The 12,505-nt window shown below is 50.4% G+C and carries 16 protein-coding genes; all 16 read right to left on the bottom strand.

What is annotated here, in order from left to right:
* Nucleotides 1-4 precede the first annotated feature (4 nt).
* The 16 genes from ABIE60_RS15320 to ABIE60_RS15395 all read right to left on the bottom strand — a co-directional run bounded on the left by ABIE60_RS15320 (nucleotide 5) and on the right by ABIE60_RS15395 (nucleotide 12,447).
* On the bottom strand, nucleotides 5-850 hold the full coding sequence (locus ABIE60_RS15320) for an SPOR domain-containing protein (protein WP_354470391.1): 846 nt from the start codon (nucleotides 848-850) through the stop codon (nucleotides 5-7).
* On the bottom strand, nucleotides 816-2,774 hold the full coding sequence (locus ABIE60_RS15325) for a polysaccharide biosynthesis protein (RefSeq protein WP_354470392.1): 1,959 nt from the start codon (nucleotides 2,772-2,774) through the stop codon (nucleotides 816-818). The genes ABIE60_RS15320 and ABIE60_RS15325 overlap by 35 nt, the downstream gene beginning before the upstream one ends.
* A 50-nt stretch (nucleotides 2,775-2,824) precedes the next feature.
* A complete protein-coding gene (locus ABIE60_RS15330) occupies nucleotides 2,825-3,304 on the bottom strand; it encodes a hypothetical protein (protein WP_354470393.1) in 480 nt (159 codons plus the stop codon).
* A gap of 72 nt (nucleotides 3,305-3,376) precedes the next feature.
* Nucleotides 3,377-3,817: a DUF192 domain-containing protein gene (locus ABIE60_RS15335; RefSeq protein WP_354470394.1), complete on the bottom strand. Its 441-nt coding sequence runs from the start codon at nucleotides 3,815-3,817 to the stop codon at nucleotides 3,377-3,379.
* A 152-nt stretch (nucleotides 3,818-3,969) separates the two neighbouring features.
* The gene (locus ABIE60_RS15340) at nucleotides 3,970-4,422 is read right to left on the bottom strand and encodes a phospholipase effector Tle1 domain-containing protein (protein WP_354470395.1); all 453 of its coding nucleotides are present in this window, start codon (nucleotides 4,420-4,422) and stop codon (nucleotides 3,970-3,972) included.
* Nucleotides 4,423-4,449: 27 nt separating this feature from the next.
* Entirely contained in the window at nucleotides 4,450-4,737 is a 288-nt protein-coding gene (locus tag ABIE60_RS15345; protein ID WP_354470396.1) for a nucleotidyltransferase domain-containing protein, read from the bottom strand.
* Nucleotides 4,738-4,762: 25 nt separating this feature from the next.
* Nucleotides 4,763-5,185 (bottom strand): nucleotidyltransferase substrate binding protein, encoded by a 423-nt coding sequence (locus ABIE60_RS15350; RefSeq protein ID WP_354470397.1) that lies wholly within the window; start codon nucleotides 5,183-5,185, stop codon nucleotides 4,763-4,765.
* Nucleotides 5,186-5,292: 107 nt separating this feature from the next.
* Nucleotides 5,293-5,850, bottom strand: a complete 558-nt coding sequence (locus tag ABIE60_RS15355; RefSeq protein WP_354470398.1) for a sugar transferase — start codon at nucleotides 5,848-5,850, stop codon at nucleotides 5,293-5,295.
* Nucleotides 5,847-6,779 carry a UDP-glucose 4-epimerase family protein gene (locus ABIE60_RS15360; protein WP_354470399.1) on the bottom strand — a complete coding sequence of 311 codons (933 nt, stop codon included), beginning with the start codon at nucleotides 6,777-6,779 and terminating at the stop codon, nucleotides 5,847-5,849. Before ABIE60_RS15360 ends, ABIE60_RS15355 begins: the two co-directional genes overlap by 4 nt.
* Complete coding sequence (locus tag ABIE60_RS15365; protein WP_354470400.1) at nucleotides 6,776-7,960, bottom strand: glycosyltransferase family 4 protein; 1,185 nt, start codon at nucleotides 7,958-7,960, stop codon at nucleotides 6,776-6,778. Before ABIE60_RS15365 ends, ABIE60_RS15360 begins: the two co-directional genes overlap by 4 nt.
* Nucleotides 7,957-9,609, bottom strand: a complete 1,653-nt coding sequence (locus ABIE60_RS15370; RefSeq protein ID WP_354470401.1) for a heparinase II/III family protein — start codon at nucleotides 9,607-9,609, stop codon at nucleotides 7,957-7,959. The genes ABIE60_RS15365 and ABIE60_RS15370 overlap by 4 nt, the downstream gene beginning before the upstream one ends.
* Nucleotides 9,610-9,660: 51 nt before the next feature.
* Complete coding sequence (locus tag ABIE60_RS15375) at nucleotides 9,661-9,777, bottom strand: type II toxin-antitoxin system MqsA family antitoxin (protein ID WP_354470402.1); 117 nt, start codon at nucleotides 9,775-9,777, stop codon at nucleotides 9,661-9,663.
* Nucleotides 9,778-9,797: 20 nt separating this feature from the next.
* Nucleotides 9,798-9,950 carry a hypothetical protein gene (locus ABIE60_RS15380; protein WP_354470403.1) on the bottom strand — a complete coding sequence of 51 codons (153 nt, stop codon included), beginning with the start codon at nucleotides 9,948-9,950 and terminating at the stop codon, nucleotides 9,798-9,800.
* 133 nt (nucleotides 9,951-10,083) lie between these two features.
* Nucleotides 10,084-11,250: a glycosyltransferase gene (locus ABIE60_RS15385; RefSeq protein WP_354470404.1), complete on the bottom strand. Its 1,167-nt coding sequence runs from the start codon at nucleotides 11,248-11,250 to the stop codon at nucleotides 10,084-10,086.
* An 8-nt stretch (nucleotides 11,251-11,258) separates the two neighbouring features.
* On the bottom strand, nucleotides 11,259-11,714 hold the full coding sequence (locus ABIE60_RS15390; protein ID WP_354470405.1) for a serine O-acetyltransferase: 456 nt from the start codon (nucleotides 11,712-11,714) through the stop codon (nucleotides 11,259-11,261).
* A 43-nt stretch (nucleotides 11,715-11,757) separates the two neighbouring features.
* Entirely contained in the window at nucleotides 11,758-12,447 is a 690-nt protein-coding gene (locus ABIE60_RS15395; protein WP_354470406.1) for a hypothetical protein, read from the bottom strand.
* Nucleotides 12,448-12,505: the final 58 nt, after the last annotated feature.

The raw sequence follows: 12,505 nt of genomic DNA on the forward strand, positions 1-12,505 counted from the left end.
CAAGCTACTGACGGGCCACAAAGCATTTTAACGAGTGCGCCTTCAATTGCTCGCACACCTGATCTGCATCGGCCCGATCATTGAACTGCCCAGTGTGAACGCGATAAATCGCCTTGCCATCTTTCATGCGTGCCGAGGTGATATGAATGCTCAGCCCTCCCAGCACATCGGCTGAACGGCTTTGGAAGCGTTTGCCTGCAACCTGCGCTGCCCCCAGCTCGGAAAAAGACCCAAGCTGGACGGTGTAATAGATCAGCTCATCGCTTTGCAGCGCTTGCATCTGTCCAAGCGCAGCCGTTGCATCGGGGTGACCCACCGCCTGCGCCTTGCGCATCCAGAACAGGGCCTGCTCGGTATCCGCTGGCTGATCACCGCCGTTCAGGTAGAGCAGTGCCAGTTGATAGGCCGCCCCGGCATCGCCCTGCTCTGCGGCTTGCCGCCACCAGTGCCGAGCCTGGTCATAATCGGGCTGACCGGAAGGGTCGAAATAGTACAGTGTACCCAGATTAAACTGGGCCGCCCGATGCCCCAGCTCGGCGGCACGGCGGTAAAAGCGCGCGGCCTGTACTCGATCAGGCGGCATGCCCACACCCTTGCGATAAAACTGCCCCAAATTGAACAGCGCCGTGGCATCGCCCTGCTCGGCCTGATGCAGCCAACGTTCAATCTGTTGCTGCACGCGCTGAGCCATTGGCTCGGCCGATCTGCCATCGAGTGTATCCGCCGGTACCACAGCTGGCAGGCTTAGCAGGCTGCACAGCAGCACCCGCCGTACACAGCCGACAAGGCGGGCCGTGTTGCGTGTAGGGTTCGGCTTAACGACTGACGGGCTCAACAACGGCGTGACCAAGGTTAGCCTCCTGACACAGCAGGTCGACAATTGCAGACTCGGGGTTGTAGCCACTGACCGTATGCAGCAGCAGATCGCGCACTGCCGCATGATCCCACTGGCCCAGCAACTGTTCCAGCCGGTCAAGTCGTGGCAAAAGCTCATCCCAGGGCAGCATCTCTTCGGCAGCCCGCATGATCATGGGGTGCTCGGTACCTTTGACATCCCCACCGATCAGCAGCTCTTCGTAGAGTTTTTCTCCCGGCCTGAGCCCGGTATAACAGATCTCGATATCACCTTCCGGATTGGCCTCATCCCGCACTCGCAGGCCGGCCAGGTGGATCATCTCCCGTGCCAAGTCGGCAATCTTGACCGGCTTGCCCATATCCAGCACGAACACATCACCACTGCTGCCCATGGAACCTGCCTGAATCACCAGTGCGGCCGCCTCAGGAATGGTCATGAAATAGCGTGTGATATCCGGGTGAGTCACCGTCAGCGGCCCACCGGCCTCGATTTGACGTCGAAACAGCGGAATGACCGAACCGGACGAGCCCAGCACATTACCGAACCGTACCATGGCAAAGCGGATATCCTGCCCTTGCTGGCGGGTGCGCTCACTGAGCGCCTGCAACACCATTTCAGCCAGACGCTTACTGGCCCCCATCACATTCGTGGGGCGTACTGCCTTGTCGGTCGAAATCAGTACGAAATTCCTTACCCCTGCGGCGATGGCGGCTTTTGCGGTTTTCAGGGTGCCAAACACATTGTTGCGCAGGCCCGCTGCCATGTTGTATTCCACGATGGGCACATGCTTGTAGGCCGCGGCATGGTACACCGTACCCACTGCATAATGACGCATCACCTGTTGCAGGTGGTCCGCGTCCTGAACCGATCCCAGCACCGGAATCAGATCGACCGTCAGATCATGCCGCGCAATATACTCCGACAGCTCTTTTTCAATCTGATACAACACGTATTCCGACAGTTCAAACAGCACCAGCCGTATGGGCCCCTGCTGCACGATCTGTCGGCACAGCTCTGAACCTATCGACCCGCCCGCACCCGTCACCATCACCACCTGCTGGCGAATGCAGGCACCCAGCAGTGCCCGGTTGGGCTCGACTGCATCGCGCCCCAGCAGGTCAACCACATCCACATCGCGGATATCACTGATCTGCAATTCACCGCTGGCGAGCTCGGTTACGCCGGGTACCACTTTTACGGCGACCGGGTAGGCATCAATCCGCTCAACCAGTATTCGCCGCTCGCTCCGGGTCAGGTTCGAGATCGACAGCAGCACAGACTCAACGCCGTACTTTTCAATCAGATCGGGCAACTCATCCAACGGATACACACGAAGCCCACTGATTTCAGTCCCCTGCTTCTGTGCATCATCATCCACAAAGGCAACGGCACGCATTTCAGAGGAGTTGTTCAACGCCGTCGCCAGCTGGTTGCCTGCACTGCCTGCTCCGAAAAGTACAACGGTTTCAGCATTCTGATACCGGTGCTTGCCACCCGGCAGCACATAGCGAATCAACCAGCGCGCATACAGGCGACTGCCCGCCACCAGTGGCACCGCCGTAAACCAGTAGATGAACAGCACCGAACGGGGTACCGGCACCTCAAGCAGCATGATTACCGCCGTCCAGATCACCACCGACAGCGTCACCGCCTTCACCGACACCCACAGGGTGGTGTGGCTCATGTAACGTATCACCGCCCGGTACAGCCCCAGCTTCGCCATAACCGGCACCGAAATAACAGGCACCAGGAGACACGGCAGCCAGTAGCTTTGCAGCGGTGCCCAGACCTCTCCCAGGCGCAGCGACAACGCCATCCAGCAGGCCATGAACAACATGACCAGATCAGACGCGATCAGAACCGCCTGCTTGCTGCGTCGTGATGCATGAAGAAAAGCATGTACAAAGCGTGAGAACATCAGTGATTCATCAACCTGTTAAAGGGGACAGACCCCTTTAATTATTTATTTCAATCACGTGGAATCTGGTCTTCTGGCAGCTGAGGAGGAGGTGGTGGTGGCAACAGGCCGCCTGACTGTGGCGGCTCATCAAACTCACCCAACGTATGAACACCGGCACCGAAAATCGGCTGTCCGTTAATACCCAGCTCGCCGCCCAGATAAACGAGCTTGCCCCTTACGCCCAGCAGCCCAAACGGCTGCCCCTGCACAAAACTGTAACCGCCACCGGCCTCGCCCTGCCAGTCTTCCTTGCCATACAGCCCCACAAGACGAATCTTGTCGAATGCCCCGGCGGCCAGGTTAAAGCTGACACTGGCACCATAACCATCGGTATCACCACCGCTGTCGACATCGGCGTAGCGGTAACCCAGCTCGATTTCGGGCAAGGCGGACTCACCACCGGTGAACCAGGTAAAGCCAAGAAATACCGCTTCATCTGAATGGCTGGACGGTCCTGCCGGCAGGAACGGCTCTTGTGCGTGACTCAAAGCCGAGGCGGACAACGCGGCGCCAGTACAAAAGGTGCAGCATGTTTCATCAGGTATCCACTCCCTGTCTGATCATGAAGATAGGTTGCAGGCAGAGACCAGCACGTCCATGCGTGCCCGATCACCGGCAGCCAGCCCCATGGCTGATGCCTCGCCTGCATTGATTTCCAAAACGGCCATATCCTGGCCTTCCCCCCGGTGTATATACTCACTGCCCGGTACTGCACGGGAAACTACGCGGCTGATTGTACCGGTTTTGTCCATAAAAATAATATCCAGCGGGATATAGGTGTTGCGCATCCAGACAGCTGCCTGGCCTTCAAATGGGTAGATCAACAGCATGCCATGCCCGCTCGGCAACTCTTGCCGGTACATCAATCCTTCGGAGCGCGATATGGCATCACTGGCCACCTCGACCTGAATTTTGCCGATTATCTTTCCAGCGGACTCAAGTGGCAGAATACAAGCCGCCAGTGCTTGAGTGTGTACGCAAAAGGCTATTAAGAACGCCACTACAGATCTCAGACCCCATACTCCTTTAAAGGGGGACAGACCCCTTTATTACTGTGAAACAGATAGCGCTCACTGCCCAAGGTCCCCAGAAACGGGGCCGGTATCCCCAACGCGCCCACCGTATCCAAGACACCCACAAAATGCACCGGGGTCTAATCGGCGACAGCATACTGGTGACGGAAGCGGGCTGACCGGTCGCTGCTCGGCGAAGAAGCACGGTTGCGGCGGCGGTAATGTGAGTAAGCACTGGCTATTGTGTCGACATGCTCGCGGCGCACAATGCCGCAGTTGCCGATCAAGCCCGCCAGCGAGCGCACGGTATAGGCACCGCGGCTGAAGCCGAACAGATAGAGCTGATCGCCCTCGTCGTAGTTGTGTACCAGAAAGCGGTAACAATCGAGAATGTTCTTGTCGATGCCGCTGCCGGTCACGCCGCCAGACAGCGCATCGCCATCAGAGCCTACGCCCCAGTCGTAAAATACCACCTGCTTGTTGCCGGCGGCATCTTCCGGAGCGATGCCGCGGGCGATGCGAAGGATGTGAGTTGCGCAGTCAGATTCCGGCGACTGCCAGGTGCCATCGGCACAGATGACGATCTTTTTCATGTGAACTCCTTCCGTGGAGTGGGTGGGTTAATTCATTTCACGATCATACACAAGTTGCCCCACCCGCTGAATGTGAGCGATCAGTTCCGGGTTATCAATATGGTGCTTGAGTATCAGATCAAGACTGTAGGGCAACACCCGCTCATCCAGTGACGCCGCCAGCTGCAGAAAGCTTTGAAACGGCAGCTCAGGTGCGTCAAGACAGAGGTCAATATCAGAATTATGCCGATGGGTGCCCATGGCGCGAGACCCAAACAAAATCGCACGCTGTACCTCAGGATAACGTTTCAACTCGGCCTGGAGCGTTTCAAGCATACCCGTTGGCAGCCCCGGTAATGCCCTACTGCTGGTCACGCCGCTGTTCCAACGCCACCAACAGGTCTTTAAGCAGAGGGTGGTAGTGATTGAGAATTTGATCCGCTATCAACCGGGCCGTTTCACGGTTGTACGTATGCGATGTCAGCGTGCGGCTTTTGATCATTGCCATCCAGGACTCTCCCGATTCGATCAAGCCGCGCTCAAAGGCCAGTCGAATGGCATCTCGACTGCCCTGTATGCCGGTTTCACCCTGATTCTGATAAAAGTCCTTGATGGTGTTCCAGGCCAGCTCATAGGTATATTCAAAAGCCTGAATCAGCCCCTGTTCTTCCAGCTTGGACAGGCCTCGCTGGTTGCTTAACGCAACCGCCTCATCCAACTCATTGAATGCAGATCGGTAATTCTGTAAGCGTTGATGCCAACGAACATCATCTGTTTGCGTCATGGTTTGCCTCTGTCTGGGCCCGGGGTATTGCGAGTGCCATCGGCACAGATGACTATCTTCTTCATGTGGACTCCTTCCGTGGAGTGATGGTTATTTAGCCGCTGAACCTATTCCTTACCCGGCACCCGATCTCCTGCACCCTTGCCGGCGACGGTCATGAAAATATACTTGAAATACGCACCCACCGTCAGATTCTGCAGCATGGTCTGATCGGTTTCGGCCAGCAGTTTCGGGGTCGACATATCGATATCATTCACCTGTGCCAGACCGGTAATACCGGGGCGGGCATTCAGTACAGCGCGCTGCTCACGCTCGGCAATTAACTCCTCCTGATTGAACAGGCACGGACGCGGCCCAACCAGACTCATCTCGCCCTTAAGCACGTTCCACAACTGCGGAAGCTCATCCAGCTTGGTCCGGCGCAGAAAGTGACCAAAGGGAGTAATGGCGTCGGCACTGGCAAGATGGCTTGCAACCGAAGCGGTGTCCTTGCGCATCGTGCGAAACTTCACCAGCGTGAACGGTTTTTTATGCCGTCCTACCCGTTCCTGCCGGAAGATGGGCGAGCCGGTATCAAAAAAGCCGATCAACGTCAGCAGCAACAACACTGGAAAACCGCACACCAACCCCAGCAGGGAGAACACAAAATCAAAGATACGAATCACTTAAAACACCTCTTCAAACCTTCTTCCACCGATACTGGCGGCTCCCAGCCCAGCAGACTACGCGCTTTGCTGATATCCACCTGGAGCGAACCCAACAATCGCTGCGCGACTGCCTTTTTACCCAACATTGTGGCACCCAGCTTGAGCATCGATGCCGGTACCGGGATTAACCGAGAAGGCTTGCCCATTGCTTCTGCAACACCTCGCAACAGTTCAGTGGTGGAGAGATCGTGGCCATCTCCCGCCAGAAACACCTGATTGGCGGCCGCAGGGTGATCGATGCAGGTAATAATCAGGTCGACCAGATTATCCACAGCCACCAGCGAGCGTTTGTTGTGGATGGCACCCAGGGGGAGCGGAAGTCCCTTTTTCACAAGACTGATCATACTGGCGAAGTTGCCCTTCACACCCGGACCGTACACCAGAGGCGGGCGGATAATTACCACCTCCATACCGGTTTCAGACGCCAGTTGCTGCAAACCTTGTTCTGCTTCCCACTTTGAAATCCCGTAGGCATCCTCTGGCGCAGGTGTGTCATTAGCCGTGAACGGCTGTCCCAAAGGCGTCTGCTCACCATTTACCTTGATCGAGCTGATAAAGACAAAGCGCTTCACACCTGCCGCAGCTGCCTGACGGGCAAGGTTGAACGTGCCGTCCACATTGACGCGCCGGTATTCCGCCAACGGGTCAGGTACTTCGTCTTTCATGATGTGTGCACGGGCGGCGGCGTGGATGACGGTTTGTTGATTAGTCAGGGCGGTTGACCAGTCGGTGTTGGTATCAAGGCCCTGAACTTCAACAATGTGCGCAGCGGGTATTTCAATAAGACAGCGCACAGCGGCGGTTAGACTTACATCCGGCTTGGAGTTTAAAACCTTGGCAAGTCGGCTACCGAGAAAACCGGTGGCGCCGGTTAAAAGAACATTCATGGTGCCTTATGCCCCACAGTTTGTAAGATGTCGGAGGCCATCTCTCGCATAATGCTTTCCCTGGAAAATGTCTCGACAAATGCCTTACGTGGCTGAGTGTTCAACTCCAAGCTCTCAAACGACTCAATCCCCTGCTGAACGTTACAGGGATGAAATACAGCCGCATTAGTCACATGCTCATGTAAAAATTCAGCAGCAAAGCCTGAGACACCAGCCCAAATCGGTTTCCCAACTGCGGCGTACTCAAAGATTTTCGACGGAAGCACTTTAAGGAATGCATCGTAATCATTCAGGTGCAGAAACAAAACGTCGGCCTGTTGATAAATCTTGATCAATTCACCTCTGCTCACGGGTGCAAGTAACTCAACGTTAGTCACCTTGTGTGCCTGCAAAGCAGCTTCAAGCTGTGATTTACGTCCACCATCGCCCAGTAGCTTGAAGTTCAGCTGACCCTCGTAGTATTTTGCCAACTGTGGAATGATCGAATGCAGCCCCTGTCCTTCTCCAAAATTACCGGCGTAGACCACTTCCGGTATATGCGATTTACCATCGCCGGCAGTTTCAGGTTGTGCATTGATGAACTCCTGATCGATGCCATTAGTGAAGTAGCTAAAGTCTTTTCCAGGATAGCGCGACTCGAAATACTGTCGGAAACCACCTGATACAAGGTTGACCTTTTGCGCACGCTTAACCGCCCATTTCTCGACTGCCGAAAACAGCGGCTTCAACGCCCATACCAATTTGCGTGATAGCACATCCTTAATCGTATCCACGAAAATGTCGCGGATATCGAGATACAAAGGCAGTTTCTTCTTCCGTGCGATCAACGCACCCAAAGCCGCTGTCATCAAACGAGACGAGCTGGCATATATCAAGTCATAGTCTTTTAGCTTAGTCAGTTTCACAGCTTCACGAGCGTAGGTTATAAACGCACGAGACTGGTCAAGCATGCCACTTTTATGCCCTGGCAGCGCGATACGCTTAACCGTTACGCCATCAACTTCTTCATTCTGGGGCGCATCAACGCTGAAACTGGCATAGCGAGACGGCAGTGTGGTTATCACATCAATGTGGCTACCTGCAGGTAACTGGTCTTTCAATTCAGAAACCAGCGCAGTGTTGCGGAAAGATCCGGCAGACAGATCAGGATGATAGTAAAAACTTAAAAACAGGATTCTCAATCAGAACTCCATTCGACTTGAGTCTTCAGTGTATGCCCGGACAGTTTTAGCACCAGTTTTTGATTACTGATCGACTTACCAAAACCGGGATGCCAGGTACTCTCACGCACCTCAACATCGGCACCTGTGATATTAAGGCGGGCTACTTGCCTCTGGGGCAGCTTTAGTTCGAAACATGTATCACTCAGTCGTACCAACCCAATATCGGGATGCAGATGCCAGTAAGCAATAGCATGCGTGTACCGGCCAGCAAGCTCATCCGTGATAGTCAGGCTTGCTGACTCTGCCAACCATTGCCGCTGATGCGTAACCTTACCGGCAAGGCGCCGATAACCATCGTGGGCAGCATTCAAGACGACATGTTCATCGCCTTGGCGCATATCCACATCCAATGGTCTGGCCCGTCTTGCCACACGAAACCCGGCCCACACTTCAGACGAGTTCTCGCCATCCACTTCAAGGGTATTATGTGCAGCGGTCGAACGCTGCCTGTGTCGTTCAGCATCCTCGCCATATTGAGAGATGCCAGAATTGACAAACACACGTTGCCCGAAAAGACTCAACTCACAGCTCAAGGTATCGGCATGCGCATGACCGGGCTGGTAATCGGGACCAACACATGCCAAATCAGCAACCAGCCGATGGTTTGCGGGCCAATCAATCACTGCATACCCACTGGCCACCAGCAGCCTGCCTTGAAGTTGGCTAACTGCCGTTGACACGGGAGCCTCTATTCCCAAGTACTCAGCATAACCGGTAAGGTCACTCAGTGTCGGGGCAATTCCCAGAGTTGCATCATTGAAAAACGACAGATCCTGATCTGGGTGAACCATACTCTGCAGCCACTGCAGCCCGGCAGCAAAACGCTGTTTCCATTCTGCAGATCTTTGCTGAAACCATGGCAGTTTTGTGTTTTGCTGCAAACAGATCAGGTCCGCCAAATCCCAGAGCAAAATCGCGTGATACATCGGCGAAAGCTCATAGTGCGCCCCATCTGCCAGAAACTGCTCAGCCACCTCCTGATCAACCAGCTTCAAACCTTTTTGCAACCAATAATCACCCTGCTGTCCACCAAAGAACACACCGGCAAACACCAGCGCCTTGGCATTAGCAAACAGGTGGTTAGCCAAAATATGATACTCAAGCTGCTGATCAAGGGCATCAACCTGGCTTGCAAGCGATTCAACCCACTCTGGCTTGATCTCTTCAGGTTTTAGGCGGCTTAGCCACTTCACCCAATTAACCACACGCAGAGAGATACAATAAGGCTCCCAACCATTTCCCTGCAGCGGCGGGTTCGCTGTAATCCAGCCATCCACTAACTGCCTGCACAACGCACGGTCCTCTTCTGCGCCTACAGAATTCAGATCATCTTGATAATGCAGGTTATATAGCCAGAGTTTGGGAAACTCGGCTGAATTCCAGTCAGCATTTAACTGTGCAGTCGTTCCTAAAAAGGTGAAGGTTTTACCATCATGCGTAGACGGCACCATAAAGGCGGGCGCAGACCAATCAACTAAAGCGTTACGCTGGTATGGTGCAGGTTTGGTGTATGGTTTCGGTTTACGGAAGCGGTAATAAATACGATACAGCACCTGCCGCGCTTTCAAATAACGAAGCGTATGCAGCAATCTAAAGAATTTTTTCATGAATTCCAGATACGCCCGAAGGCTTATTAACTGACGCCTTTCGGAACTTAGTTAGACCAGCAAAGACGGATGTGTCTGACAAACTCTAATAATGCGATCCATTGCCACACTTTGTGCCACTTCGCCGCGCTCGTATTTTGAGAAGGCATTGCGACCACCACCAAGCATCTCGGCGGCTTTTTCCTAGATCAGGCGAGCACAGCCCTGGCCTGATGAATCTCTTCAGGTGTAAGCAGATGGTCGGCCCTGCGCTTGGCGATAATAACAGCACGATCATTGGCAAGAATCTGCTCAGTCGCCACGAATTCCATTCCGCAGGACTGACACAGGGAATACGCCATATCAACAGCCAGCGACTGCCCCTTATAGCCTATTTGCTCCACTGCACTTAAGACATTTATAGAGCATGACTCACATACATAACATATATTACTTTTATGAGACATGTGAAAAATCCATGACAAATAAAAATATTTATTTTTTGTGTATGTTTTTTATTATTGGGGTTGCATTTGCATCCATAATACACTCCATGGCACGGTCATACATAATCTTTATATTCCAATTTTTCTGCACGTGGGAAAGCACTTGCTGTCTCATTTCAGCTGAATTCTCTGAGCACAACAAAGTATCAACCGCCATGGCTAATGCAGAGTTATCATAATCATTAACGATATAGCCGGTAATGCCATCAATGATTAGATCTTTTTCAGTACCATCAGCTGGCCGACTTACAACCGGCGTACCGAATATCATAGCATGGTTAATAACCAAACCGCCTAATCCAGGTACTACAACAACGTCCGCTACTGAAAAATAGGAGCCCACACCATCAAATACCTTCCCAAAGAATCGAACACGATTATCAAGCCCTCGTTCAACGACCCTACGTTTTAAGTCATTTTCAATAGGGCCAGCCCCTACATACCATAGTTCATAATCACGCTCCAACTTATTGACATGTTGCTCCAACATATCAATCAAATCGGCTGGTCGCTTCGTAGATACTAACGCCCCCACATAAAGAATTACCTTTCTTGAGCCTTTCTTTTTAATTAATGAACTAAGCAAATCTGATTCTACTTCACGCAATGCACGCTCATCATCCATGCTGTTGGGAGCGACAATAATTCTTTCATCTGGAATACCCTTATCAAGGTAATATTTTTTTGCTTGACTATTCCTCGCCATAACACAAGAGGAACGAAATAACAAAAAATTCACAAAAGGGTCTAATAACTTATTTATGACATTCTTTTTTCTCGTGATGACCTTACCCAAACTCCACCATACATATTTTTTATCAAACAGTATACAATAGAGCCAAATTGAGAAATTATTTATAAAATTAATCTCCCCCTCTGTAACTATTACGTCTGGCCTGTCTATAATTAAACGAAAAAACAGGAATGGCGAAAAATAAACCGGATATGGCTGCCCTCTGAACTCAAAAACAAAAGATAACGAGATAAACTTATGAAAATTGAAATCCGCATTATTACCAGTGACAGATTTATCATCTTTTTTACTGGAAAAACCACCATCATAAACTATGATTTCATGCTTAGATTTATTAATGAAGTACTCAAGAAATTGAATTCGCCAATTGGCCATGTAAGGCTGAAAAAATGCAATCTTCATTTATTATCTCAGTAAATATTTTCAAAAAGATCATATATACTACGATCTATAGTTCTAATTATTTTTGCAGGGACGCCAGCAACAATAGAATTATCTGGCACATCTTTAATAACAACAGAATTAGCGCCAATTATAACATTATTGCCAACTTTAATATCGCCAAGTATACGAGAGCCAGCAGATATGTATACATCATTACCTATAGATGGCACACCCCTTGGATCAAGTTGACGTCCAATAGTAACATTTTGTCCTATAATAACATTATCACCTATGACAGTACGGCTATGAATCACGACACCGATCGCACCATAAGCAAACTTACTATTTCTGCCTATAACGACAGAATAAGGAACTACGGAGTTGAAAACAAAAAATATCAAATATTTAAATAATACTGGCAATAAAGGTATTTTTTTTCGATACAAGTAATTGGCTAATCTATAGAAAATTATAGCATTCAAAGTCAAAAATCTCCGAATTAAAATATATGAAAAGACAAATGCGCTAAAACCTTTCTTTAATAAATGAACTTTTCTGAAAAAATACCAGAAAAAAAGATATAACTAAAACAAAGAATAACGGTATAAAACCATTGTAAACGCTCCCCCTAGAAAAAAACAATGCAAAATATATCGATGGCCCAATTATAAATATAGAATGATAACGTGTGATCATTATCAAAACAGATTGTCGTATAAATGCTAAAAAAGCAAAGTAAAGCACGCCAAACCAACTGCCGTCTAGAAAGGCTATGCCATAGGATAATGCATGTAAGCTCCCCCTTATTTCAGATGCACCTATTACATAATCCCATATGAGGTATGCTGTACTTTTAACTTCGCCCGCAAAAGGAAAAATTAAATGTATGAATTTATTGAATTCTGACCAACCACCGCAGTTTTCATACCCTATCATACACATTTCAAAAGCAGATTTTGAGTAAACTATTAATGCAAGATCACCCTGACTGAAAAGAATCGAGTAATGGTATCCTATGAAATCATAAAACGCATCAATATTTAATGAGCCATCCCCACTTGACCATCTGTAGGCCTTTATTAAAATAACCAGTGCTAACAACACCGCTCCTGAAAAAACCAAATATAAATATTTTTTCAAGCCTCCCATACGGATGAATAAATAAAATACAACTGGCATTATCATATATGCAATTGAACCACGACTCTTGAACATTAAAACAAACATGATACATATCAGACAAACAACCCAGAACATGCTTTTTGTGTTGTTA

The sequence above is a fragment of the Marinobacterium sp. MBR-109 genome (genome assembly GCF_040547565.1).
Classification (GTDB): Bacteria; Pseudomonadota; Gammaproteobacteria; order Pseudomonadales; family Balneatricaceae; genus Marinobacterium.

Bases quoted from the DNA above. Each gene is read 5' to 3' on its own strand.
- ABIE60_RS15325 (WP_354470392.1), bottom strand. From the start codon at position 2,774: ATGTTCTCACGCTTTGTACATGCTTTTCTTCATGCATCACGACGCAGC.
- ABIE60_RS15340 (WP_354470395.1), bottom strand. From the start codon at position 4,422: ATGAAAAAGATCGTCATCTGTGCCGATGGCACCTGGCAGTCGCCGGAA.
- ABIE60_RS15345 (WP_354470396.1), bottom strand. From the start codon at position 4,737: ATGCTTGAAACGCTCCAGGCCGAGTTGAAACGTTATCCTGAGGTACAG.
- ABIE60_RS15350 (WP_354470397.1), bottom strand. From the start codon at position 5,185: ATGACGCAAACAGATGATGTTCGTTGGCATCAACGCTTACAGAATTAC.
- ABIE60_RS15360 (WP_354470399.1), bottom strand. From the start codon at position 6,779: ATGAATGTTCTTTTAACCGGCGCCACCGGTTTTCTCGGTAGCCGACTT.
- ABIE60_RS15370 (WP_354470401.1), bottom strand. From the start codon at position 9,609: ATGAAAAAATTCTTTAGATTGCTGCATACGCTTCGTTATTTGAAAGCG.
- ABIE60_RS15375 (WP_354470402.1), bottom strand. From the start codon at position 9,777: ATGCTTGGTGGTGGTCGCAATGCCTTCTCAAAATACGAGCGCGGCGAA.
- ABIE60_RS15380 (WP_354470403.1), bottom strand. From the start codon at position 9,950: ATGGCGTATTCCCTGTGTCAGTCCTGCGGAATGGAATTCGTGGCGACT.
- ABIE60_RS15385 (WP_354470404.1), bottom strand. From the start codon at position 11,250: ATGAAGATTGCATTTTTTCAGCCTTACATGGCCAATTGGCGAATTCAA.
- ABIE60_RS15395 (WP_354470406.1), bottom strand. From the start codon at position 12,447: ATGTTCAAGAGTCGTGGTTCAATTGCATATATGATAATGCCAGTTGTA.